This is a genomic window from Ruminococcus intestinalis, assembly GCF_014288065.1.
Classification (GTDB): domain Bacteria; phylum Bacillota; class Clostridia; order Oscillospirales; family Acutalibacteraceae; genus Ruminococcoides; species Ruminococcoides intestinale_A.
In genome coordinates this window covers 80,270-105,285 of record NZ_JACOPS010000002.1, presented here as the reverse complement: position 1 = coordinate 105,285, position 25,016 = coordinate 80,270, and the positions used below count along the sequence as shown (strand labels likewise).

General features: G+C 43.1%; 24 protein-coding genes, 1 tRNA gene, 1 pseudogene and 1 other annotated feature. Of the genes and pseudogenes, 11 read left to right on the top strand and 15 right to left on the bottom strand.

All coding sequences use genetic code 11. The features are described 5' to 3' along the window. Window positions 1-23: 23 nt before the first annotated feature. From H8R91_RS04705 to H8R91_RS04650, 13 genes and pseudogenes are all read right to left on the bottom strand, one after another. The gene (locus H8R91_RS04705) at window positions 24-233 is read right to left on the bottom strand and encodes a hypothetical protein (protein ID WP_044761234.1); all 210 of its coding nucleotides are present in this window, start codon (window positions 231-233) and stop codon (window positions 24-26) included. 342 nt (window positions 234-575) lie between these two features. Next, the gene (locus tag H8R91_RS04700; RefSeq protein WP_186935089.1) at window positions 576-941 is read right to left on the bottom strand and encodes a glutamyl-tRNA amidotransferase; all 366 of its coding nucleotides are present in this window, start codon (window positions 939-941) and stop codon (window positions 576-578) included. Window positions 942-955: 14 nt separating this feature from the next. Continuing rightward, window positions 956-1,915: pseudogene (locus H8R91_RS04695) on the bottom strand (VirD4-like conjugal transfer protein, CD1115 family); the annotation flags it as partial. 240 nt (window positions 1,916-2,155) lie between these two features. Continuing rightward, window positions 2,156-3,412, bottom strand: a complete 1,257-nt coding sequence (locus tag H8R91_RS04690; RefSeq protein ID WP_186935088.1) for a plasmid recombination protein — start codon at window positions 3,410-3,412, stop codon at window positions 2,156-2,158. Continuing rightward, complete coding sequence (locus H8R91_RS12055; protein ID WP_243237747.1) at window positions 3,333-3,587, bottom strand: hypothetical protein; 255 nt, start codon at window positions 3,585-3,587, stop codon at window positions 3,333-3,335. Before H8R91_RS12055 ends, H8R91_RS04690 begins: the two co-directional genes overlap by 80 nt. Then, on the bottom strand, window positions 3,565-4,188 hold the full coding sequence (locus tag H8R91_RS12050; protein ID WP_366477156.1) for an AAA family ATPase: 624 nt from the start codon (window positions 4,186-4,188) through the stop codon (window positions 3,565-3,567). Before H8R91_RS12050 ends, H8R91_RS12055 begins: the two co-directional genes overlap by 23 nt. 79 nt (window positions 4,189-4,267) lie before the next feature. Then, window positions 4,268-4,441, bottom strand: a complete 174-nt coding sequence (locus H8R91_RS04680; RefSeq protein WP_186935087.1) for a hypothetical protein — start codon at window positions 4,439-4,441, stop codon at window positions 4,268-4,270. A 260-nt stretch (window positions 4,442-4,701) separates the two neighbouring features. Then, window positions 4,702-9,414 (bottom strand): InlB B-repeat-containing protein, encoded by a 4,713-nt coding sequence (locus H8R91_RS04675; RefSeq protein ID WP_186935086.1) that lies wholly within the window; start codon window positions 9,412-9,414, stop codon window positions 4,702-4,704. Beyond that, complete coding sequence (locus H8R91_RS04670) at window positions 9,395-10,117, bottom strand: TetR/AcrR family transcriptional regulator (RefSeq protein WP_207722732.1); 723 nt, start codon at window positions 10,115-10,117, stop codon at window positions 9,395-9,397. Before H8R91_RS04670 ends, H8R91_RS04675 begins: the two co-directional genes overlap by 20 nt. A gap of 214 nt (window positions 10,118-10,331) precedes the next feature. Beyond that, window positions 10,332-10,577, bottom strand: coding sequence for a TnpV protein (locus tag H8R91_RS04665; RefSeq protein WP_186935374.1), 246 nt, complete (start codon window positions 10,575-10,577; stop codon window positions 10,332-10,334). After that, window positions 10,463-10,834 carry a hypothetical protein gene (locus H8R91_RS04660; RefSeq protein WP_186935390.1) on the bottom strand — a complete coding sequence of 124 codons (372 nt, stop codon included), beginning with the start codon at window positions 10,832-10,834 and terminating at the stop codon, window positions 10,463-10,465. The genes H8R91_RS04665 and H8R91_RS04660 overlap by 115 nt, the downstream gene beginning before the upstream one ends. 549 nt (window positions 10,835-11,383) lie before the next feature. Beyond that, complete coding sequence (locus tag H8R91_RS04655; RefSeq protein WP_186935085.1) at window positions 11,384-11,563, bottom strand: hypothetical protein; 180 nt, start codon at window positions 11,561-11,563, stop codon at window positions 11,384-11,386. 276 nt (window positions 11,564-11,839) lie between these two features. Beyond that, window positions 11,840-11,916 (bottom strand) — tRNA-Arg (locus tag H8R91_RS04650). Window positions 11,917-12,352: 436 nt separating this feature from the next. Here H8R91_RS04650 and H8R91_RS04645 point away from each other — a divergent pair. The 3 genes from H8R91_RS04645 to H8R91_RS04635 all read left to right on the top strand — a co-directional run bounded on the left by H8R91_RS04645 (window position 12,353) and on the right by H8R91_RS04635 (window position 13,301). After that, entirely contained in the window at window positions 12,353-12,523 is a 171-nt protein-coding gene (locus tag H8R91_RS04645) for a hypothetical protein (RefSeq protein WP_186935084.1), read from the top strand. A 272-nt stretch (window positions 12,524-12,795) separates the two neighbouring features. Further along, window positions 12,796-13,005 (top strand): hypothetical protein, encoded by a 210-nt coding sequence (locus H8R91_RS04640; protein ID WP_022235317.1) that lies wholly within the window; start codon window positions 12,796-12,798, stop codon window positions 13,003-13,005. Continuing rightward, window positions 13,005-13,301 (top strand): sigma-70 family RNA polymerase sigma factor, encoded by a 297-nt coding sequence (locus H8R91_RS04635; protein WP_186935083.1) that lies wholly within the window; start codon window positions 13,005-13,007, stop codon window positions 13,299-13,301. Before H8R91_RS04640 ends, H8R91_RS04635 begins: the two co-directional genes overlap by 1 nt. A 493-nt stretch (window positions 13,302-13,794) precedes the next feature. Here the strand turns inward: H8R91_RS04635 and H8R91_RS04630 are convergent, their stop codons facing one another. After that, entirely contained in the window at window positions 13,795-14,496 is a 702-nt protein-coding gene (locus H8R91_RS04630; RefSeq protein ID WP_186935082.1) for a hypothetical protein, read from the bottom strand. 145 nt (window positions 14,497-14,641) lie between these two features. Between H8R91_RS04630 and H8R91_RS04625 the strand changes: the two genes are divergently transcribed. From H8R91_RS04625 to H8R91_RS04595, 7 genes are all read left to right on the top strand, one after another. Continuing rightward, window positions 14,642-15,829: a hypothetical protein gene (locus H8R91_RS04625; protein WP_186935081.1), complete on the top strand. Its 1,188-nt coding sequence runs from the start codon at window positions 14,642-14,644 to the stop codon at window positions 15,827-15,829. 55 nt (window positions 15,830-15,884) lie between these two features. Then, window positions 15,885-16,092, top strand: a binding site (T-box leader). A 51-nt stretch (window positions 16,093-16,143) separates the two neighbouring features. Further along, the gene (gene thrS, locus H8R91_RS04620; RefSeq protein WP_186935080.1) at window positions 16,144-18,087 is read left to right on the top strand and encodes a threonine--tRNA ligase; all 1,944 of its coding nucleotides are present in this window, start codon (window positions 16,144-16,146) and stop codon (window positions 18,085-18,087) included. A gap of 168 nt (window positions 18,088-18,255) precedes the next feature. After that, complete coding sequence (gene rpmE / locus H8R91_RS04615) at window positions 18,256-18,459, top strand: 50S ribosomal protein L31 (RefSeq protein ID WP_117706075.1); 204 nt, start codon at window positions 18,256-18,258, stop codon at window positions 18,457-18,459. A gap of 378 nt (window positions 18,460-18,837) precedes the next feature. Next, complete coding sequence (locus H8R91_RS04610; protein WP_186935079.1) at window positions 18,838-19,473, top strand: IMPACT family protein; 636 nt, start codon at window positions 18,838-18,840, stop codon at window positions 19,471-19,473. A gap of 91 nt (window positions 19,474-19,564) precedes the next feature. Next, window positions 19,565-21,331 (top strand): DNA primase, encoded by a 1,767-nt coding sequence (gene dnaG, locus H8R91_RS04605; RefSeq protein WP_186935078.1) that lies wholly within the window; start codon window positions 19,565-19,567, stop codon window positions 21,329-21,331. 59 nt (window positions 21,332-21,390) lie between these two features. After that, window positions 21,391-22,476 carry an RNA polymerase sigma factor RpoD gene (gene rpoD / locus H8R91_RS04600; RefSeq protein WP_022235326.1) on the top strand — a complete coding sequence of 362 codons (1,086 nt, stop codon included), beginning with the start codon at window positions 21,391-21,393 and terminating at the stop codon, window positions 22,474-22,476. 13 nt (window positions 22,477-22,489) lie between these two features. Continuing rightward, window positions 22,490-22,867 (top strand): metallopeptidase family protein, encoded by a 378-nt coding sequence (locus H8R91_RS04595; protein WP_186935077.1) that lies wholly within the window; start codon window positions 22,490-22,492, stop codon window positions 22,865-22,867. Window positions 22,868-23,053: 186 nt separating this feature from the next. On the opposite strand, the gene H8R91_RS04590 is transcribed toward H8R91_RS04595, so the two are convergent. Further along, complete coding sequence (locus H8R91_RS04590; RefSeq protein ID WP_022235328.1) at window positions 23,054-23,359, bottom strand: LysM peptidoglycan-binding domain-containing protein; 306 nt, start codon at window positions 23,357-23,359, stop codon at window positions 23,054-23,056. Window positions 23,360-23,467: 108 nt separating this feature from the next. Between H8R91_RS04590 and eno the strand changes: the two genes are divergently transcribed. Then, window positions 23,468-24,724, top strand: a complete 1,257-nt coding sequence (gene eno / locus H8R91_RS04585) for a phosphopyruvate hydratase (RefSeq protein WP_186935076.1) — start codon at window positions 23,468-23,470, stop codon at window positions 24,722-24,724. Window positions 24,725-25,016: the final 292 nt, after the last annotated feature.

Genomic DNA, 25,016 nt, shown 5'->3' with positions numbered 1-25,016 from the left:
TCCACTCAAAGCATATTCAATTTTTAATCAAATTCATACGGACCTTTGCTAAAACACATCCAATCCAAATCAGCAACATAATCAGGATGTTCTTTACCCTTTTGTTTCTTAATTTGTTTTTGGTTTGTTACTTTGGCTTTGTATGCTTTGTTGTTAGGATTATGCTGATTTGCATAATCATCTAACTGTTGTTTAGTGTGGGTTTTACCCGACACGCCCTTGTTTCGAGCCATAGCGTTTACCTCCTTTCTTCGTAGCAGTTTTTATCAATGATTGCATAATGAAACGGTCGGTTACCTAGAACCCTTTTTGAACCTTACTACGGAAATACGAACAATTTTTCATCAGTAGTGAATCTTGCAAATCATTTTTCTACGACAGGAGTGATTTACGCTTGATATATGCTCGCTCTATCAAATGTAAATCAAACAAGTATATTATAGCTCAATTATATGAAAAAATCAAATTACAAGCCCATCATCTCACAAATGATTCGGTCACTCATTTGTTTCACCTCCTTAAAGATTTGGGGCATACCTTAACAGTAGGTACATTCCATAAGATAACTGTGTTCTTTAACCGGCAATAAGGTTAAGAATTTCCTTTGCAAAGGTAATGATGATACCGCCTGCAAGGGTAAGGAAACCGTTGGCTCTCTGAGATGGGTCGTGAGACTTCAAAGAGAGACCGACCTGAACGATACCGAAGCCAAGCAAAATCATAATCATACCGATTGCACGAATGAGTCCGAAGATAAAATTGGACAAGTTATTGACTACTGCAATAGGGTCATTTGCCGCAAATGCAGTAATTCCCATACTGCAAAGGGCAGTAACAGCTACCACCGCAGCACAGTAAGTACGGAAGCCTCTTTTAACCTTTCCGGTCATAGGGAGCTTCTGAGTTGTTTTCTTTTCATTGTTCTTATTAAAATTAGTCATTGTAAATTTCTCCGTTAGAATAAGTTTTTATTGACTTCAAAGTCCTCATCGGACAGAAGTTCATAGTTTGTTTCTCCGTAATTAACCTCAGGAATTTCATTCGGGTCAATATCAAGAACGGAGAGAGCTGAATGTTTGACGGTAACTTCGCCGTGTTTATAGGCAGCAGCTTTACCGTCTGTGGTAAGCGCCACATTTGGGTGTTTCAAAATATCGTATTTGAAATCCATAACCGGGCGTTCTCCACGAATAAATAAAATGGCATATTGGTTATCGAGCATACGAACCTCGTCGGGAGTAAGTAACTCTCTACCTGAAATTTGATAATTGGTGGAGTAGTTTCCGCTTCGACCGGTACTCTTGCCGTAGGTGTTGGTATCAATCGTTTCTTTGCCGAGAAGCTCGGACACATACTTATGTGTACTTTGCTCATTACCGCCGAGATAAAGGAACTCGTCGCAGTTACCTACGATGCTCTCCCATTGCTTTTCAAACAAAGCCTTGAGCTGTGCAAGGTTCTGTAAGATAATACTGACCGATACACCACGGGAACGCATAACCGACAAAATCTTGTCGAAGTCATCGGGAAGCGATACATTTGCAAACTCGTCCATAAGAAAGTGAACCGGAACAGGTAACGCTCCGCCGTGAATATGGTCTGCCAAATAGAAAAGCTGTTGGAATAACTGTGTGTAAAGAATTGATACCAAGAAATTGAAACTCGAATCGTTGTCAGGTATCAGGGCATACAACGCAACCTTTTTCTCACCCATAGAAGGCAAGTCAAGCTCATCCGTACAAGTCAAAGCCGCAAGACTTTCAAGGTTAAACTTTTCAAGTCGTGCGGCAAGCGTAATCTGTATTGACTTTAATGTTTTAGCTGAGCCTGAATAATAGGAACGGTAATATTTGAGTGCAATATGGTCAGGATTTTTCATTTCAAGCTCGGCAAATAATTCGTCAAGGGGAGAAGGTCTTGTATATTCCTCGTCCTCCGTGAGCGTGATACCTTTCCCGCAGTGCTCGTGGTTGGATGTCCAGCTTGGCGGCATTGCCGTTCCACGAAATGAAGTTGGCTTCCTTGGTATAGCCTTTGCCATTCTCTCCGAGGACGGCGAGGGGCTTGGTAATCGTGCTTGTAATGTCTTTCATTTTCGTACCTCCGTAATTCAAGTGTTGCAGAAGTTAAAAAGTCGGGATAGTAATGGAAGGGATTATCTTTCCCAATCATTTCTGCCCCGACGGTGTTTGGATTGTTCTTTTCGGGTGGCGGCTCTGTCCTCCCATTCCTTGCGCTCCTGCGCTTCCTTGATGCTGAAAAGCTCCTTGACCTTCTCTACAAAGACTTCCACCAGCTTTGGAAAGTGCTCCAGTGCCTGCAAAAACGGCTGGCATTTTTCTTTGAGCCGGTCATAGCGTTCCTGCAATCGTTCCACGGCAGAGGACGCATTGAAATATTGCCTTTGATAGTAGGAAACGCTGCTTTTCAAATCTTGGATTTCTCTGCGGCATGTGATGCCCTCCTTTGCAAGCGCTGTGAGCTGCTGATAATCGTCCTTGGAAACGGCAATCTTACCGGTGAGGGTTTTCTGCCCCATACCCTCAATCTCTGCCATTGTCTTGTGGACTTCGTGAGCAGGTTCATAGCGTACCTGCTCGGCTTCAATGCGTTCCTGAATGTGGGCAAGTCGTTCCTTATCCTTTTGAATTTGATAATCCAGGCTGCTCAGATTCTCCGCTGTGCTGCCTAATACGCCACGCTCAAAGCCGGTGAAGCCCGCTTCGGTCATATGCGCAAAGAGCTTGTCTTGCAGAACGGAATAGGACTTGCGGAACATCGGCTTTCCGTATTTGCTGATAACCTGCTGCCCGTTTTCGTCCAGCAGAGGAACGGTGTTCTTCCACTTCTTTGAGTGGGAAACTTGGTTGATGACCTCCTTGACCGTACATCTCAGGGCTTCGTCCTTGCAGCGTTTCGACCACAGGATTTCTTTTCGGACGGTGGGGATTGCCACGATGTGCAGGTGGTAGTGGTAGACCGGCTTGCCCAGTTCTTCGGACACCGCCTTGTTGATTTCATCGGCGTGCATAACCGCCGACACGATGTTCTCCTTGCCGTAAATCTCACAGCCGAAACGGTAGGCTTCCTCGTAGAACTGCTTAGCGTATTCGTAGCCGCCGTGTTCCTCAAAGTACCTTGTGTTCACATCAATGACCAACTCATTAAAAATGGTTGCACCGGCTTTCTGTCCTCTTGTGGAGATTTTGCCCTCGTCAATGAGCCGCTGGAAATACTCGTTGTAAGTCAGACCGCCCGTGTTCTTGAAGTGAACATTGTGGGCAATTTGCTCGGTGTCTACATTAAGATTTGCGTAGCTTTCATTCTTGCGCTCATTGTGTCGCTCGGTTTTCTGCGCTCCCTCTGCGGAGATTTTCTCTACTCGGATAACGCTCCAAATTCCTTCCGCCATTCTCATCACCGCCCGCCAGCAGGGAACGGATAAAATCCGTTGCCGCTTCCTCACGGGCATTCGGTCTGCCCATCCTCGGCGCAGAAGCAGAGAAAGCATCCTCCGCACTTAGCTCCATCTCATCAAGAAAGTTTACGCCCTTGTCGGCTACCTCAAAGAGAATAGCCGACCCCATCGGTGCAAGATTGCTCTTGACCTGCACCAGATAGCGCTCGGCGGGGATCTGCTTGTTTGCCGTGCGGGTGACAGCAAGAATGCTTCTCGCTGCACCGGCAATGTCGATAGAGCCGTTGGTACGGTGTGTCCTTTGCCTTGTTCATATGGGCGATGATGACGATGGCGCAGCCGGTGTCCTTGGCAACGGCAATCAGGTGGTTAAACTCGGCTCTCGTTTCGTTGGCGTTGTTCATCGAGCAGATGTCACCGATATACGAACTCATCGGGTCGAGGCTCAGTAGCTTGGCGTTGTACTTCTCCACGGCTTCACAGATACGGTCGTCCCCGAAGGTCAGGCTCTTTTCGTCCTCCTTGATGAAGATGAGCCTGTCTCCATCACCACCTGCCGAATTAAATCTCGGCACAACGGTATCGTCTGCATCGTCCTCGGTGGTCTGATAGATAACGGTCATCGGCTCGCCGCTCTCGTCCTCATCGGCAAAGGGAAGCGGTGCTCCCTTGGAAAGCAAAGCGGCAAGAGAAAGCATCAGCTTACTCTTGCCGTCGCCGAGGTCGCCTTGCAGCAGTGTGACCTTGCCAAAAGAATATACGGATACCACAGCCAGTGCACCCCCTTGGGTATAATTTCGCTTGCCATGATGATTTCCAGCTTTGCTGGGGTGTTGTTCGGATAGTCTGTCATTGTCTTGTTCTCCTTTTTGATAGATAGTGCGGGCATTGGATAACGGCGGCACGGAAGCTCTGCTTGCAGCTCCTTTCGCATTTCCTGCAAAGCTCGTAGTATTTCTTCCTGCCACGCTCATCAAGAAAGAACGCCCATTCTCTCTTGAGGTATTTCGGCATACGGGGCATAGGGGCCACCTCCTTATCGCTGCCTATTGCCGATTTGCTCCCGAAACGCAGAAACGCCCAAAACCTGACCCCGCTGTATGGTTTCGGGGTGATTTTGGGCGTTTTCTTTCGATATGAGCGGCTTTATTTTGGCGGCGGTATCCCCTTTATCGTCCGTCATTCAAAAGCCGCTGTTTGTCGCTTCCGGGTAACAAAAAAGCGCCGTATTTCTACGACGCTTTTGTTTTGCTCGGAAGCTGGAGCAAGGGAACGCTATTCAATTATCTGTTGTACTTTTTCTTTCTGCTTACAACCGTTGTACCAATGGCAGCACCGCCGCTGACAAACAGCAAGGCAATCCACAAAGCAAGGTTGCTTGTATCGCCGGTCTGCGGAGATTTGGAATCGTCCTTCAGCTTCGCCGTTACGGTGTCGGCTTTTTTGATTTCCTTTGTACCGTCCTTGTCGCTGTAATATTTACCACAGCCTTCGCAGTACCAGTACTCGATATTGCCCTCGGCAGTCTTGGTCGCCGCCACTGCCGGGAAGTGTTTCAAATCAGAGTGGTTGTTTGCATTCAACTCTCCGTAGCTTTCGCCACAGAACTCACACTTTGCCTTATCCTTGCAGGTGGCCTTACCGCCGGAGTGCTCACTGAGTGCCTTGCCACAGAGATCGCACTTGTGATCCTTATTGGTATCGGTGCACTCACTCAAAACCTTGTCGCAAACATCGCACTTATGATCCTTGTTGGTATCCGTGTGCTCGGCTTCATCTGTTTTTGCTCTGCACTCGGTACACTCGTGCCAATGGCTTGCTTCACCCGTTGACCACTTGACTGAATAGCTGTGCGGCTTCAGATCGCCGTACTTCTCACCGCAAATCTCACAGGTTGCCTGCTCCGTGCAGGTTGCTGTTCCGCCGGAATGTTCGTTCTGAATGGCTACGGTCTTTTCGGCAGAGAACTCAAAGCCGTCAGCGGTCTTTGCACTTACGATCAGCTTGAAGCTGGTTTCTTCTGCCGGATAGGCGGCGGATTTTATAACGCCGCAGTACATACCGCCTTCAAAAGTAGGGGTAAGAGGACCGTCGCCCAGACCGATAAACTCGTATCCGTAGGCTGCGTCGGTAGCACCCTCCGGCAAAGTAAAGCTGAATTTGTAATCCTGCATCCGGCAAACCTTATCTGCACCACTGATGTTAATGGTCGGAATATCCTTTTTTGCAGTTTCGTGATTGCAGAATTTACACTTCTGCCAATACTGCCCGTTTTCGCTCTGCCACTCGTAGGTGTGTCCGTCGTTCACGGTTACGATAACCCTTGTTTCATTGCCCGCCTTGTCGGTGACAACGATTCTCTGCTCGCCGTCTGCGGGAGCGAGGGTAAAGCTGCCGGTTGCGTCAAGCGTGACCGCCGTGCCGTTTACGGTAACGGTATCCACATATTTCTCGGTGATCGTGACCGTCTGCGCCTCGCAGTAGGTCTTGCCGTCCTCAATGCCGGTGATCACCGGGCTTGTGCCGTCAAGCACAATGCCGTCCGAGCAGATGTAGTCCGTATTGCCTGCATTATCGGTCAGTCTGACATAGATAATGTATTCGTTATCGGGGTCAATGCCAAACGGTGCAGTGTACGCTGTGAAGGTCATGCCGTCAAACTCCGCTTTTGTCAATTCCTTATCTGACAGCAGATATTCAACCGTTACCGTTTCACCGCTGTTGTCGGCGGCGTTTATCGTCACCGTTTGCGTGTCCTTAAAGAACAGACCGAAGGTGATATTGTTGAGGAACGCTTTCCAACTGTTCTCGTTGATTTTAATTTCGCCCGTGGGCTTTTCGCTGTCTTTCCACCGTGCTTTAAGCGTTATATTCTCGGCAGGCATGGTCACGGGAATATCCCTATCCCAGCCGATAAAGGTGTAGCCCTCTCTTGTCGGATTGTCAGGGGCGGTAATTTCTGTACCGTAATCCTGTGTAATGGTTGCAATCTCACTTCCGCCGTTGGTATCAAAGGCTATTGTATACTGATTGATTTCCCATTGTGCTTTAACCGTTATATTCTCCGCCGGCATGGTTTCGGGGATTTCCTTATCCCATCCCTTAAAGGTATAGCCTTTTCTTGTCGGGTTGGCGGGAGCGGTAATATTCGTGCCGTAGTCCTGCGTAATGGGTGCAATCTCGCTGCCGCCTGCGGTGTCAAAGGTGATTGTGTACCGATTGATTTCCCATTGTGCTTTAACCGTTATATTCTCTGCCGGCATGGTTTCGGGGATTTCCTTATCCCACCCCTTAAAGGTATAACCTTTTCTTGTCGGGTTGGCGGGAGCGGTAATATTCGTGCCGTAGTCCTGCGTAATCGGAGCAATCTCGCTGCCGCCTGCGGTGTCAAAGGTGATTGTGTACCGATTGATTTCCCACTGTGCCGTGACAGTAATATTCTCGGCGGGCATGGTTTTGGGAATTTCCCTGTCCCAGCCGATAAAGGTGTAGCCCTCTCTTGTCGGGTCGGCAGGGGCGGTAATATTCGTGCCGTAGTCCTGCGTAATGGGTGCAATCTCGCTGCCGCCTGCGGTGTCAAAGGCTATTGTATACTGATTGATTTCCCATTGTGCCGTGACAGTAATATTCTCGGCAGGCACGGTTTTGGGAATTTCCCTGTCCCAGCCGATAAAGGTATATCCTTCTCTTATCGGGTCGGCAGGGGAGGTAATTGGTGTGCCGTAATCCTGCGTTATGGTAATATCCGCTTTGCCGTTTTCGGGTTTGACTGTGATGGTATATTGATTGATCTCCCACTTCGCCCAATATTCCTTATTGCCCGTTTCGGTGTTGCTGATCGCCGTAACAGGAGAGCCGGTCAGATTTTCGTTGTCATACCAGCCCTTGAACGTATATCCCGTATAGGTCATATCGTCGGCTGTCGGAAGTGTTGCACCCACGCCGTAGGTGTATTCGGTGACATTGCCGTTGTTGATCGTGCCGCCGTTTGCGTGCAGGGTTACGGTATAGGTCGGGGCTGTCCACTGCACCGTCAGTTCCGTCACATCAGCAGGAACGCTGTCGCCGGGTTCGTAGGATTTGCCATTGCCGTCAAGCCACATGAAGTAGCTGCCTGTATTTCCGTCCGGGCGGGTCAGGCCGTCGGACGCAGGGGCGGTAAATGCTCTGCCGTTTTTCACGATGATGTGAATAGCATCGGAGCTGCCGCCCAGCTTGCCGCCGCCAAGGTTGAGGGTAACGGCTTTCAGTCCGTCAGAACCCAGTGTGCCAGGGTTCAGGACTTCAAGGACGGGGCGGAAACCGAGGTAGACGTTCCGAAACGAGGACGAGGTGTAATACCAGAAGCGGGCCGAGTTGTACCCACGGTACGCCCGGAACGACTCGGCGGCAGAAGAAGTATCCTGTCCCCACGAATACATTTTATTCCAGTTTTGGATATATCCGCTGTTCTTGTTCAGCATCGTGTCCCATTCGTTGCTTTGGGGCACGCCGCGTTCGGAATTGCCCAAACCTATAAAGTTACTTCCCACAGACGGTGCGCGCAGGGTATAGTCCACGCCGCCGCTGGCATAATCTTTGCCGAAAATCAGACTTTTCGTATTTAAGTCATCCCAGCTTACCGTATGCGTTACGACATAGTCCGCAATGAATAGGCTGTGGGGATATTTATTCTTCTGAGCATACTCCTCGGTGGTTGCCATTTCCGATGTGAGCTTATAAGCGTTGACCGTGCCTGCATAGGTAAAAGGCACATAATGAAGTGTGCTGTCCGGCAGATTGCTGTTTACCGTTCCGGGGATGTTCATCGCCGAAAGGTCAAAATAGTATCTGCCACCGGGGGTGAGGGTAAACTGCTCGTCAGGCTGACTTTCCACCGTCAGCGTGACATCCGCAAAAGCACTTGCAAGGTCGGTCTTGCAGTCACCGTTATACTGCTCGCTGAAGACCTTCATGGTATAGTCGCCCGGTGCAATGTCAGACGGGATTTTGATTTCAACCGTTCCGCTTTCGGCAGTAGGCTGTGCTACTCTGCCGTAATACTGTGCGCCATTGTTATCCGCCAGGATGACAGAGATATATTCATTTTTCCCTGTGGTCGCCCCTTTGTAATTCAGCGTAACGGTATCGTCGGGGGCGGCGCTGACAGTTTTTTCCGTTACGGCAAAATTGCGTCTACTATCTAAAAGCGTCAGTTTCCATTCGTTTCCGCTGTATTTGGAAACTTCGGTCAGCCCTCCGTCAGGCTTTCCGCCCACAGCGGCAGATGCAAAAAGGACAGAGTTCAGATTTAAGTTAAAAGCGGGACGAACAGTCCGATGATTATTGAAAATGAGCATAGTGTACCCAGAGTATTCGACAGAACCATCACTACGCACGACGGCGACATTATATTTATTGGAGCCGGGGGAGCGCAGCCACCAAGCGGTTGTCACCCAATTCGGATGTGCAGGATTCAAGGCACGCAGATCGTTGTTTACAACAATAGCCTCTTTTGCGGAAAGTGGCCAGAATACAGCGTTATCCACCTGCCCTCCCGCTACACAGTCGGTATTCTCTCCGTCGTAACTTCCGCTTGTAAGCGCCCGTTTCTTTACGGCAGCATTTTCTTCTGTCGTCAGCTTTTCCGCAAGCGCATCTATTGTGGCTTTCAAATTACTCGGTGCGTATTCGTTGTTTAATATGGTATCGGCAAATGGTATAACTCCCATAGCGCCTGCCGCGAGCAGGGTAATATCCCCCTGTGAGCTTGTAACACCGCTTCCGTCATAGCCGATAACTCGCCATGCAGCGGGATTATTTTCATGGTTTTGCCCGAAATACACAGTCGGTGCGGTCGCTGTGTTTACATTTTTACTTAACACACTTAGTGCATCTGTACCAAGCTGTATCGCAGCAGAGTCCTCTGCCCCAACCTCCTCGGCGAATACGCTTATCGGCGTAAGGCAGAGCGTCATGCATAAAGTCAGCAAGATACTAAGTATTCGTTTTTTCATATTCTGTTACCTCCGTTTCGCCGTTCTTTGACAGCTTAAAATCATATTTCATTTCCAGCATGGCAAACAGCTTATACATAACCTCTGTGGCAATTGCCTTGATATCCAGCGATTGAATAAAGGCAAGCACCCTTGCCTGTTCCTCCTCCGGCACCTTATACACTCGCATGGCCTCCGTCAAAAAGCGGCTGAGCTTGCGCTCCATCGGGAAATGAATATCGCATTTTCTCGCCATATAATTGCGCATCAGTCCTGCCGTGCCGATTTCCATCTCGTAAAAGTCGCTGTCGCTGTAATCCGGGAAATTTGCGCTGAAGATCTGCTTCAGCTCTGCCGTGGTATGCAGGTAAATATATTCCGACGTGTCGGGTAGGGAATAGGCCTCAATGTAGATTTCCCGCAGGTTCTCGTTTAACTCGGTCAGTGTCAGCTGGATAGCCGTTTCCACCGCATAGGCGTAAACCGGCGGCAGCTTGCTGTCTGCGATGCTTCTCGCCACGCCGAACTGTCCGCCGAACATCGTTTCGGTCAAATCCAGCAAAACTCTGTCCTTGGTCGGAAACAAATTCAAATAGCTTCCTCTTGCCACGTCTGCTTCGTCCACAATCTGACTGACAGAGGTGTTTTTATATCCCTGTTCCAGAAAGAGACGGACGCACACGGTCAGTATTTTCCTCTTTGTTTCACTGCTGTCTCTTCGCAAATATATTACCTCTCTTTAAGTGTTTTAGTACGCATACTAATAATATCATAACAAGTGCAAAAAGGCAAGTGAAATTTGAAACTTTACCTCCGTAAATTGTGACATTTCCGCAAACGCTGGCTTCTTCCATTACTCACGAAACTTTATGACTTCTTGGATACTTCCCGAAAAGGAAAAGCCGCCGTCTGTTGAAAGTGACTTTTCTTGCTTAGTATTAACAGTATATAAGCTCACTCGAAACGATTTCCATAGCAGCGCTGCGGATGTTGTTCAACCTCTGTACCCACAGCATTTGGTTTTCCGCTTTGAGGGCTTCCGTTACGCTCTCCTTTTCGGAAAGCTGCTTTACCAGCCGAGAAAACATTGCTTCTGCCTGCTGATGGGCTTTTGTACAGTCAGTATTGCAAAACCTCTGCCTTGTGCTGTTCGGATAAAACTCTTTGCCGCATTGTTCGCAGATACGCTTCGGGTACTTATGACCTTCATTCGCCGCCCAGCGTTCCGCCTTGGCTTTGGCTTGATGGGCAACATTACTCTCACGCTGCCGTCTTTTCTTGCGCTTTCATCGGCTCTAAGGTCTCCGTACTTGTCAACATACCATTCGGTGTAGTCGGTATCGGAATAAAGGCAATCTTTGATATTGCCGGAGTCAATCATTTTGTACCCCATAACTCCGCCTTTTTGATTGCATATAGCAATCGTTTTGCAGTTCGACACTTTGTGCGTCCTCCTTTCGTAGTATTCATAGCCATCGCAGTATGGCTATGTACTTGACCGGCTCATTTCCTAACCGGTCAGGCAATATTTGTTCTCAACACCCCTTGCCGAGCAAACGCTCACGGGAAGTCACTAAGGAACAGATTGCTAATCTGTATCATAGGAGTTTCACCTCTGCCGGGTTCTCCGCCAGCTCCGTAGGGAAGTATCATTATCGCTTGTGTAGGTCGTCGCCATATCGGGAGCAGCCCGATACTCACAGACGGAATTAGCGCTCGCTCCTGAAAGGAGGTCGTGGCGTACCGCTGAGGTAGCTTTACATTTCTGCTTACACAAGTAACGTACTTGAAAAAATGATATTCAGTTGTCAAAGGTCTGTGAAAAGGTCTTTTCTGATTGCTCGGAAAAAAGCCCTTTCACCTATACCCAATGGGAGAGGGTGTTTTTTAAGTCTATTTTCAAAATTTTTTTATTTTTTTTGAAAAAAGTTGAATAAACGCAAAAAAGCCGCCTGCTCCAATTAAGGAACAGACGGCTAAATAGCTTGATTTAAATGTATATTACCTTTATATTCTTTTTTCGGACTTTGTATAGCTTGACGATGATTTCATCCAATACATCAGTGTATTTACCCTGAACAATCATTTCATTTTTGAGGTCAATAAGTGATTTCAAAACCTCGGAGCGTTCTTCATTCGTAAGATATATATGGTATTTAGGATCTTTCATAATAATCACTTACTTATACCATTATTATATATAGAAAGGATTTGTTTTCAATTATGCGAATAAACTACCACCATACCGCACAACTAATCTGTTAGCAGAGATTAATTGGAATTTTTAACGCTGTTAGCAAAACGACGGTTTTTGTTAGCAAAATCAGCGATTTCGTGCTAACACCTGTTAGATAACCACACACTTTTGTTAGCACGATCACGGAAGCGGAAGCCGTAAAAAGAGAAAAGCCGCTTTCAATGAAAAATCATCAAAAACGGCTTAAAATGGCGTTCCCGAGGTGATTCGAACACCCGACCTACCGCTTAGGAGGCGGTCGCTCTATCCAGCTGAGCTACGGAAACATCTTTAAAATCTATTCAATTATGGACTTAAACTAACTTATTGTCAATCACTTTTGCTCCAAAGGCGGTCGTCATAACATATTCTTAGGAGGCAGACGTTCTATCCTGCTGAGCTATTGGCACATATCTGTTAATATTCTATTATAAATATTTTGCTTTGTCAAGAAAGTTTAACAATAAAACAGTTGAAGTTTGTCAGCTTTAAAATTAAGTATTGTTTGAAAATCCTTTAAATTATACTGTTAGTGATATATACCAATCACTGTTGATTTTTATATGAGAAATTATGAGGAAAGTGTTAAGTTTTTTTATACTAACTTTTATATGCGGAATTTTAATTTTTACGGCAGGCTGTAATTTCGATGATTTATTTCTACCTTATTGTGATGATGAAAAATTACAAATGGTTTATTCTATTGATAAATAGTTTATTCTATTGAGCGGCTGTTTTGATTCATTTGCTTATGACAATAATTTTGCGTATTTGAAAATCAGAAATACTTATTATGTAGTAGATATAGCAAATGAAGTGAAAAACGAATACAGTGACGATGAGTTTTCTGAAATGTATCCCGATTATGAAAATTTTAATTGGTATGATGCATAACAGTTATATATTCTCTTTATTTAAAAATCATAACCGACATTAAACCGATATTGAGTTTTTTATCAATGTCGGTTTATTTTTTGTTCTGTTAATAATTAAAAAAACAATTAGCAAAGTACTGAAAAAGGGACTTTGTTCATTAAAATCAGTTAAATTAGAACAAATGTTCTAAAAACTCTTGATTTTGTGATTTTTTCTCTCTATAATATTATATAGAGAACCAAGCCCCGTTGGTTCTTATTTGATGAATAGTAAGCGGAAAGGATGTTAATATGAACAATTATCTTGAATGGTCAAAAGAATACAGGGCAGAGGCAGACAAAATGCTGTCTGTTGTTGATAAATATAAAAGTATGTTAAAAACTAAAAGTTTATTAAATAAAAAGGAAATCAATGAGAAAATTTGCAGATACAGAGGTTATTACCTTGAGTGCCTTGATATTGCAAATTTGCTTGAGGCAAGATATAAGGGGGTAATGTGATGAGAAGTAAACTTATACATTTTTCCGATTTAAATTCCGATAAGATTTGCTTTGAAAAAAGCCTTATGGACGGCGAAACCAACAGCGAAAACCGTCAGAAAGTTTTAAAAATACTAATGAATGTCATAGAGAATGACCTTACCGACAGACAGCGCCATTGCGTTTTTGAGTATTATTTTAACGGAAAAAAGATGAAAACCATTGCAAGCGAACTTGGTATAACTCCGCCCGTTGTCACAAGACATATTCAAATGGGAGCGGCAAAACTCTATAAAATTGCAAAATATTATATGTGAATATTGAATTTTGGTTGAGTTCTAAATGTTGGGGTAACATTAAATTATGGTTTAGCGGAGTGTCGGTCGGGCATTGAAATTTAGCTAACGCTAAATTATCATCCCAAAAGAAAAAAAGTTTACTCAATTTTTTCAAAAATTGCGGGTTTGGGCAGCGCCCATAATATTTTCCTATATTACAATTTATCAGGCGCAAACAGCCACGCTGTTTGCGTGCTAAAACTAAGTTTGATAAAACAGGCGACAGCCTTTTAGAAAAGAAATCATTAACTTTTTCATTATATAACGAATGTCTTTTCTTGTTGCTATCGCATTTTTAAAAGGCTAATGCCGTTGTGTTCAAGCCGCCAAACAGCGAGCTGTTTGGCTATCGTCAGATTGCATAAACGGAAAGTATTTGTGGGCTTTGCTCACACCCACGACCTTTGAAAAGGTCGACCAAACTTTTATAATTACTTGCCGAAACAATTTGCTAAACCATAATTTGCCTCAACTAAAGAATCTGAATTTTAAAATTCGGCAGATACCATTGCAAAGCCTCTTCGTAGCTGTATCCGTCATTACAAAGATAATTTATTCCGTTAAGGCTTACTCCGTAATATTCCCCGTCATCGGCATTTGCATAGCTGTCCCAAGGGGAGGCAACAGCGGTAAGGTACGGATATTCGCTGTTCGTTGAAGTTTTGCCGTTGGTAAAATCGCAAAAAGGTATATAAAACGCTTTGCCGTCTGCGCAGAGCGCTTTTTTATATACGGAAGATACGGCGGATTTGATTTTATTGTAATTTTCTTTAACGGAATTTTCTGCTTTGCTTTCGGGCAAACATATGTCAATATCCGACAAATCGTAACTGTCGGGAGATACAATATAATTCGTATAAAGAATTATTGTCAATGCTTTTAAGGTTTCTTCGCAGTAATTTTCATTGTATTTTGCCGCTACCATACCGCAAAGGTCAGATTCGGTGAGCGGCGATTTTTCTGATTCGGAATTTTCTTTTGCGACAGATTCGGTTGTAGTTTCAACTATGGTTTCGTTTTTTGACGGCTCATTTGCGGTAACGGGTTCTGCTGCTTTATCCGCAGTCGAATTTGAAGTGACAGCGGTTTGAGGCGACGAGCACTTAGAGATTATTATGGGCAAAAAAGCCATTGTAAGCAAAAATATTATTATAAATATAACTTTTGTTCTCATAAATTCCTCTCTTTTCGTATAACTTTGCAAAAGTGAATTTTTACTTTAATAATTCTTGACATAAGCGTGTAATTGGCTTAAAATAATATATGTAAAAAATTCGGCTAAAATAACCGTTATATTGTTTGAAGAAACGGAGATAAGTATGAAGATTAAATTATCATGGATTCCATTTATCCCTGCCGCTCTTGCCATGGTTGCGCTTAGACTTTTAAGTGTATTCGGTAATGACGATACAGGAACGATAAGCGGAATGAACGCATTGTTGTTTTCTTATTTAGCAGTTGGAGTTGCACTTGTTCTTTTTGTGCTGTGCATATTTTTTAATATTTTGGACAAAAAAACCGCACCGGTTTATGAGTCAAAACGAAATGTGCCCGCGGGTGTTTTTTCGGTGCTTTCCGCCGCATTTGCGCTTGCATATTCCGTAATGACCATTTTGACAAGAAAAGACAGCGAGTATTTGCTGATGTCCATTATTTGCGCATTCCTTGCAATGCTTGCCGCTATCGGACTTGTTTTTATGGCAAGAACTCATTTTACGGGTTTTGCTCCGGTGTCTAATATTGCTTTTCTGTATATTTTCCCGACACTCTGGGCAGTTTCGGAATTGATTTCGTGTTTTCTTGAGGCAACAAAACTTTCAGTATCGGCATCCGATATGTCGCTTTTGTTCTGCTTTATTTTCCTTACCTTAAGTTTGTTCCCACAGGCAATGGTAATTTCAAAAATTCCCGGAAGAAACCCTGTTAAAGCAACATTTATCTATGGCTTGCCGTCAGTCGCTTTCGGACTTTCGTACGGTGCGTTCCTTATAGCACGAGTTATTATTGACAATGCAGACGGTATGGCTCTTATTGCAGGTGTAATGTTTATTTCTTTCGCTTTGTATCAGCTTTTCTATATTATTGAGCTTACAAGAGGCGCACTTAAGAAAGATGATGTGCAGATTGTAGATGCTTTTACAGATGATGACGATACAGCCGATAACAGCGGCAAGAGCGATGAACTTGTTTTCTCGGATAAAGAGAAAAAAGACGAGGATTATTCTCAAAACGCTACTGCAGATACCGATGATTTTATTATGGGTTATGAGGCTGACGACGATGTTCCGAATATTTCCGCTCATAAAGTTATAGGCGATAAAAATTCGGAAGACGATATTACAGGCGGATTTTTCTTTGGCGTAGGTGCTGATGATGACGATGATGATTCGTCACATGGTATTTTGGAAACAAGACGACAGAAGAAAGAAGAAAAACTTATGGGCGAGATTGACAAGTTGCTTGCAGAGCTTGACGAACAGCAGCAGGAACTTAACGACAAGAAATAAGTTTTGAAAATTAATGCTTGACATTTCAATTCGGCGGTGTTAATATTAAGTAAAATAAAGAACTTCGATAAGGACACGGTTTAAAAACCTACTTTTTCAGAGAGCGAAAATGTTTGCTGTGATTTTTCGCATAAGTAATTTTAAGCTACCACCTTTGAGTCTGCACAGGAAATGGTGCGGCGTATGACTGCGTTAAGGTTGTAAAGAGGGCATAGTTATTATGCCAAAGTTGGGTGGAACCACGAAGTATATTCGTCCCGATATTCCTTTTGGAATATCGGGCTTTTTATTTCTTATGATCAAGGAGAATGAATATGATTAATGTTGAATTAAAGGGCGGTACAGTCAAGGAGTTTGAAAGCGGAGTAACTCCTGCTGAAATTGCAAAATCTATCGGTATGGGACTTTATAAGTCTGTATGCTGTGCAAGAGTTGACGGCAATGTTGTCGACTTGCGTACACCTATTACAAAGGATTGCAGAGTAGATCTTCTTACTTTCGATGAGCCTGACGGTAAAAAAGCGTTCTGGCATACTGCATCACACATTCTTGCACAGGCTGTTAAGCGCCTATATCCAAGTGCCAAGTGTGCTATCGGCCCTGCCGTTGACAACGGTTTTTACTATGATTTTGAAGTTGAAAAGCCGTTTACATCCGAAGACCTTGAGAAAATCAAGGAAGAGATGAAGAAAATCGTTAAGTCGGGTATTGAGATTGAGCGTTTTGAGCTTGCTCCCGACGAGGCGGTAAAAATGCTTGAAGAGATGAACGAGCCTTACAAGGTTGAACTTGCTAAGGAACATTCCGATAACGGCGAACACATCAGCTTTTATAAGCAGGGCGATTTTACAGACCTTTGCGCAGGTCCTCACCTTATGAGCGTTGCACCTATTAAGGCTGTTGAACTTACAAACTGCACAGGCGCATACTGGAGAGGCGACGCTAACAACCATCAGCTTTGCAGAGTTTACGGTGTAGCGTTCCCTAAAGCATCTATGCTTGAGGAACACCTCACAATGCTTGCAGAGGCAAGAAGCCGTGACCATAACAAACTCGGCAGAGAACTTGAGCTTTTCACAACATCAGATGTAATCGGTCAGGGTCTTCCTATCCTTCTTCCAAAGGGCGCAAGAATCGTTCAGCTTTTACAGAGATTTGTAGAAGACGAGGAACAGCGTCGTGGCTGGTTACTTACAAAAACACCTTTTATGGCTAAGAGCGACCTTTACAAAATCAGCGGTCACTGGGACCACTATATGGACGGTATGTTTGTACTCGGTGATCCTGAAAAAGATGATGAAGTATTTGCACTTCGTCCTATGACTTGCCCGTTCCAGTATCAGGCTTATCTTAATCGTCAGCGTTCATACAGAGATCTTCCGCTCCGTTACAATGAAACTTCAACACTTTTCAGAAATGAAGCAAGCGGCGAGATGCACGGACTTATCAGAGTTCGTCAGTTCACAATTTCCGAAGGTCATCTTATGTGCTTGCCTGAACAGCTTGAGGACGAGTTCAGAAACTGTCTTGAGCTTGCTATTTATATGCTTAAAACACTCGGTCTTTATGAAGATGTATCTTACAGATTCTCACAGTGGGATCCTAAGGACAGAAATAAGTATATCGGTACTGCCGAGCAGTGGGACGAAGCACAGGGCATTATGCAGAAAATCCTTGACCACCTTGAAATTCCTTATGCTATCGGCGTAGGTGAGGCTGCTTTCTACGGTCCTAAACTTGATATTCAGATTAAGAATGTTTACGGCAAGGAAGATACACTTATTACAATTCAGATTGACCAGATGCTTGCAGAAAAATTCGGTATGGAGTATGTAGATAAGGATGGCTCAAAGAAAAATCCTTATATTATTCACAGAACTTCAATCGGTTGTTACGAGAGAACGCTTGCACTTCTTATTGAGAAATATGCCGGTGCATTCCCGATGTGGCTTGCTCCTGTTCAGGTTAAACTTCTTCCTGTTGCAGACAGACACCTTGACTATGTTTACGAAATCAAAAAGGCTCTTGACGCTTGCGGTATGCGTGTTGAGGTTGACTCAAGAAGTGAGAAAATCGGATATAAGATTCGTGAGGCACAGCTTGAGAAAGTTCCTTATATGTTCATTATCGGTGACAAGGATGTAGAGGCTAATACTGTTTCTGTTCGTCACAGAAAAGAGGGCGACCTCGGCGCAATGAAACTCGAGGACTTTATTGCAATGGCACAGAAAGAAATTTCTACAAAGGAAATTAAATAACTTGTAATAAGAATTATTTGATTTGTAAATATTATTTAAAAACTTCAAAAGTAAGGAAAATAAAAAGTATTGCGAAATTTTGAAAAAAGTTTTGAAAAACACTTGCATTTTGCTTATTTTTGTTGTATAATCTATCTGTTATTATGCAGAGTCAGGCAGGTGAGGAAAATGAAAGAGAACATCCATCCAGATTATCAGCAGACAACAATTACATGTGCTTGCGGTAATGTTATTGAAACAGGTTCAACAAAGAAGGACATTCGTGTTGAAGTTTGTTCAAAATGCCACCCATTCTTCACAGGAAAGCAGAAATTGGTTGATACCGGCGGACGCGTTGACAGATTCAAGAAGCGTTTCGGTATGGACAAATAATTTTTTATATCGTAATTGTTGAGGCGGCACTTAGTGCCGCCTTTTTGACTGTTATCCCCAAAAAGGCGGTTATTTTTCAATAGTTGGGGTGAATTATGGTTTAGCAAATTGATTTGCCAATCAATTATAAAAGTTTGGTCAACCTTTTATAAGGTTGTGGGCAAAGCCCACAAATACTTTCCGCTTACGCAATCTAACGATAGCCAAACAGATTGCTGTTTGGCGGCTTTAACACAATGGCGTTAGCCTTTAAAAAGGCTTGACCTAAATTTTTAAATTATTTTGCTTAACCCGTGTGTTAAACCACAATTTTATTATTGTTACCCCAAACATTTATAATAGAACCTTAATTAATAACATAAAACGGAGGTGTACTTGTTGGCAAAGGATTACAAAACCGTGCTTGAAAACGCAAGCGATGAATTTGTGGAAAAGCGTTCTCGGTTTATCGGATATTGCAAACCTGTTAAAACAGAGCAGGAGGCAATAGATTTTATTAATGAAAAGCGCAGTGAACATTGGAATGCTACACATAATGTATATGCCTATTCATTGAGAGAGGGCAACATAAAGCGCTACAGCGACGACGGAGAACCCTCAGGTACAGCCGGTATGCCTGTGCTTGATGTTATAGTAAAAAATGAAATTTTTGATGTCGTGGTTGTGGTTACACGATATTTCGGCGGTGTACTCCTTGGTACGGGCGGTCTTGTGCGTGCGTACTCTCACGGTTCAAAAATCGCAGTCGAGGCGGCAAAGCCTGTAATTATGCAGAATTGCCTTGTATGCGAGGCAAGATGCGCTTATAATCAATACGGCAAGGTATCATCTCTGATAATAGGTGTGGGTGCTGCCGTTGACGATACTGTATATGAAAGCGATGTACTTGTAAAATTTCACATTAAACCCGATTTGCTCGGTACGCTGAATAAAAAACTTGCGGACGCAACATCGGGTGAAGTTACGGTTGAACAGAAAGACGAACAGTATTTTGCTGTGCAGATAAATGAATAATACAAAATATTTAAAATTTTTTTGAAATAAAAAAGGAATATTTGCGAAAAAATCGTAAATAGCTAATAGGAAACAGAAAAGGGGGAGTTTTGTGCCTTTTCCGGACAGTTTTTTGCAGGAATTAAAGCTTAGAAGCGATATAACGGAAATTGCTTCGTCATATGTAAATCTTAAGCGCCACGGCAGAAATATGGTTGGATTGTGCCCGTTTCACGGCGAGAAAACTCCGTCTTTCAACATTTACACCGAAAACGGCTCGTTTTATTGCTTTGGCTGCGGTGCCGGCGGCGATGTCATTACCTTTATAATGAAGATTGAAAATCTTGATTATGTCGAGGCGGTAAAGTTTCTTGCACAAAGGGCAGGTATGGAAATGCCTGAAAATACCTATGATGACAGCCTAAGTAAATTAAGAATGAGAATTTATGAGGCAAACCGTGAGGCGGCGAGGTTTTTTCACGCAACACTGCTTTCACAAAGAGGGCAGAGCGGACTGAATTATCTTAGAGGCAGAGCTTTATCTGACCGTACGATAAGGCATTTCGGACTCGGTTTTGCCGATGACGATTGGAACTCGCTTTGTAATCATCTGAAAAACAAAGGCTTTTCGGAATATGAAATTTACTCCGCAAACCTTGCTTTCAAAAGAAAAAACGGTAACGGAATTTATGACCGCTTTGTAAACAGAGTAATGTTTCCGATTATAGATTTGCGCGGAAATGTTATAGCTTTCGGCGGCAGAATTATGACCGACGAAAAGCCTAAGTATCTCAATACTTCCGATACTCCTGTATTTAAAAAGAGCGAAAACTTGTTTTCTCTTAACAATGCCAAAAGCTCGGGTACACGCACGCTGATTCTGTGCGAGGGATATATGGATGTTATTGCGCTTAATCAGGCGGGTTTTACGAATGCGGTTGCAACACTCGGCACTGCTCTTACAAATGAGCAGGCAGTCCTTATGAAACGCTATGCCGATGAGGTTATAATTTGTTATGACGCTGACGGAGCAGGTCAAAAAGCTACGGCAAGAGCAATAGACATCTTGCGAAACGCAGGACTGCCGATTAAAATTCTCACTGTGCCGAGTGGTAAAGACCCTGACGAGTTTATCCGTTCAAAAGGCGATAACGGCCCTGCGGCATTTAAACTTTTAATAGAAAAATGCGGCAACGATATTGAATATCGACTTATGAAATTAAAAGAAAATTACAATCTCAACACAACTGACGGCAAGGTAGCTTTTTTAAACGAAGCTGTAAAAATAGTTGCGACAATTGAAAGCCCGATTGAAAGAGATGTTTTTGCATCGAAACTTTGCGCCGAACTTGAGATTGATAAAAATGCTTTTCTCGAGCAGATTTCAAAGGTCAAAAGGCGGGACAGACGGGAGAATATTAAAAAGGAAACCCGTCAGATACAGGCGGAACTTAACGGTCAGAGTGACAAGATAAACAGAGAGCACTACAAAAAACCGAGAAGTTCAAGTGCCGAAGAGGCTCTGCTCGTTTATTTAATCAATAATCCCGATTACGCAAACAGCATTTCGGAAAGGGTTACACCCGATAAATTTTCAAATTCGCTTATAAAACGCTATTATGAGTATGTACTTAGCAAAATAAAAAGCGGATACGAGCCGCTTACAAGCGTATCTTCGGATTTTAATTCCGACGAAGTTTCGTATCTTTATAAGCTGATTTCCACCACAATTCCCGCCGCATCCACAAGAGAGGCGGTAGAGGAATATATTAATGTAATTAATGAAGAGAGTAACAAGCTGACTTCGGACAAGCTTGCCGATATGTCGGCAGATGACATTAACGATTACATAATGAAGATGAAACAAAATAAAAAATAGGAATATTTATTTTGTCTTTTAATATATAATCTTTTGTACATTCAGAAAGGAAAATGAGTATGAACGCACCTCAGGACAAAAAATCAGTTGTAAAAGAGCTTTTAGAGCTTGGCAAACAAAAGGGACAGCTTAACAATCAGGATATTCTTGATGCTATCGGTGAGATTGACTTTGACCCCGAACAGCTCGAAAAACTTTATGACAACCTTGAACAGCAGGGTATTGAAATCGTTGAGGATATGGGCGACATCAAGATTGATGATATTGACCTCGGCGAAGGCAAGGATTCTGATTTTGTTGCAGACGGTGCTGTCACCGTTGACGATCCTGTTAAAGTATATTTGAAAGAAATCGGCAGAGTACCGCTCCTTTCATCCGAAGAAGAAATTGACCTTGCCATCAGAATTGCCAACGGCGATGTACAGGCAAAACAGCGACTTTCAGAGGCAAACCTTCGTCTTGTTGTAAGCATTGCAAAGCGTTACCTTGGCAGAGGTATGCAGTTTCTCGATCTTATTCAGGAGGGCAACCTCGGCCTTATCAAGGCGGTTGACAAGTTTGATTATACAAAGGGATTTAAGTTCTCAACATATGCCACATGGTGGATCAGACAGGCAATCACAAGAGCCATTGCCGACCAGGCAAGAACAATTCGTATTCCTGTTCATATGGTTGAAACTATCAATAAGGTAAAAAAAGTTCAGAGCCAGCTTTTGCACCAGAACGGTCATGAGCCTACCCCCGATGAAATTGCAGACGAGCTTGACTTGCCTGTTGATAAGGTAAGAGAAATTATGCGTGTGGCTCAAGAACCTGTATCTCTCGAAACACCTATCGGTGAAGAGGAAGACAGCCACCTCGGCGACTTTATTCCGGATGACGGTGCACCCGCACCTGCCGATGCCGCTTCACACACAATGTTAAGAGAACAGCTTTCGGATGTTCTTTCAACTCTTACTCCGAGAGAGGAAAAGGTTTTAAGACTTCGTTTCGGTCTTGAAGACGGCAGAAGCAGAACTCTTGAAGAGGTAGGCAAAGAGTTTAATGTAACCCGTGAGCGTATCCGTCAGATTGAGGCAAAGGCATTAAGAAAGCTAAGACATCCGTCAAGAAGCAGAAAACTTAAGGATTATCTTGATTATTAATTAGGTATTGATTATGGTTACTTTTGAAGAATGTGCTCAAATGCTTGATGAAATTGCAAACTCAATGCCGCAGGAACTTTTCCGTGACCTTAATGCGGGAATGTCGCTTGAACCGCAAGCAAAGTTACATCCGCAAAGCGTAAGGGGAGAGCTGTATATCCTCGGAGAGTATGTAAGAAATTCAATAGGCAACTCAATTGTGTTTTACTACGGCAGTATTATGAAGGTGTACGGAGGTTTGTCAAATGACAAGCTGTACACGGAGCTTGAGAAAATAATGCACCACGAAGTAAAGCATCATAACGAACATCTTGCAGGTTGTGATGACCTCGGAATCTGCGATGATGAACAGATAGAATCATATCTTAGAAGTAACGGTATAACCGGATAATACATAAAAGCTGTATCGAATTTATCGGTACAGCTTTTGCTTTTTGTAAAGTGTTGTGGTGAGTTATGGTTTGGCAAAAAGTTTGTGTTAAATAATTTGAAAATTCAGGTCAAGTCTTTTTAAATGTTGACCAAATTTTTATAATTGCTTGGTAAGATATTCTTTTAAAAGCTAATTTAATAATATTTACACATTCAATATTTGTCCCGGATAGAGAACATTGGGATTGCCGAGATTGTTTTTATTCATAAGATCCTCTACCGTCATATTGTACATCTTTGAGATATACCAAAGGGATTCTCCCGGTCTTACAATATGTGTGCGTGGCGACTGTGAAGTTCCTGCCGGAATTGCCAGAGTTTCACCTACATAAATTCTGTTTGCGTCAGCAATGTTGTTGTATCTTAAAATGTCGTTTACCGTAGTTTGAAAAAATTGCGCAATGCCAAACAAAGTATTTCCCGGTCTGACAGTATAGTAAACAATATCCAAATTATTTCCTCCTTTGCTTTTTTTAATATAATATGCTTTTTTTACCTCCGTGCCACTGCTCTGAATATTTTTTGACAGTTACGGCAAAATATATTTGGAGGTAATAAAATGAAAATAACCATTAATTCTGTAGTCGGCAGAGAAATTATTGATTCAAGAGGTAATCCTACCGTAGAGGCTACCGTAGGACTGACAGACGGAACTTTTGCAAATGCGGCAGTACCGTCGGGAGCATCAACAGGTGCTTATGAAGCTGTTGAACTGCGTGACGGCGGTGATAGATTTAACGGCAAGGGAGTAAAAAAAGCAGTTGCAAATATCAGCAAAATTATTTCACCTGAAATTTGCGGTATGTCACCGTTTGACCAATGTGCAGTGGATAACAAATTATCAGAGCTTGACGGGAGCAAAAACAAGAAAAATCTTGGTGCAAATGCGATACTTGCCGTGTCAGTCGCAGTTGCAAAGGCAGCGGCAAAATCGCTAAGACTTCCGCTTTACCGTTATCTCGGAGGTATTTATTCGGTAAAACTTCCCGTGCCTATGATGAATATTCTCAACGGCGGCGCTCATGCAGCAAATAACATTGATATACAGGAATTTATGATTATGCCTGTAGGTGCGAATACTTTTTCCGACGGTTTGCAGCAATGCTGTGAAATATACCACAGTCTTGGCAAAATTCTTTCACAGAAAGGTATGGCTACTTCTGTTGGCGACGAGGGCGGTTTTGCACCGAATCTTGAGACCGACGAAGAGGCAATTGAGTTGATTATTCAGGCGGTTTGTGATGCGGGATACAATACAGAGAATACTAAGATTGCAATTGATGCGGCGGCATCCGAATGGTTTAACGACGGCGTTTATTACTTGCCGAAAAGAAAATCTGTACTCAAGACAAGTGACCTTATTAATTATTTTGAAAAACTTTGCGACAAATATCCGATATTTTCAATTGAAGACCCTCTTTCGGAATACGATTGGGAGGGTTGGAAAGAAATCACGGATCGCATCGGTAAAAAAGTTCAGCTTGTAGGCGACGATTTATTTGTTACAAATTCAGAAAGACTTTACAAGGGCATTTGTGTCGGCGCAGGTAATTCTATTTTGATAAAAATGAATCAAATCGGAACTCTTACAGAAACTTTTGGGGCGATTGATATGGCACAAAAGGCGGGTTACACAACGGTGATTTCGCATAGAAGCGGTGAAACCGAAGATACTACAATTGCGGATATTGCGGTTGCGGTAAATGCCGGGCAGATAAAAACGGGAGCACCTTGCCGTACCGACCGAGTATGTAAATATAACAGATTATTAAGAATTGAAAGTCTATTTAAAGGTTCGTCCGTATATGGGCTTTAAAATATAATAATTGTCAAAATTTTGCCAATATTAAAAGGTTATTCGATTATTGTACGAATCGAATGACCTTTTTTGTCTTTATTTTGTTATTTGGGACTTTATTTGAAAAAATGCATAAAAATCTGAGTTGATATGTAGCAAGTTGCACAATAAAAGTGTTTAAAATTCTACATCGTGAATCCTCATATTTAAAATATAATTCTTTAAAAGATATAAAATCACTTGGAAATTATGTTAAAATTATATAAAAGAAAATATAATTATTTATTATGTTCAATACTGTTCGTATATT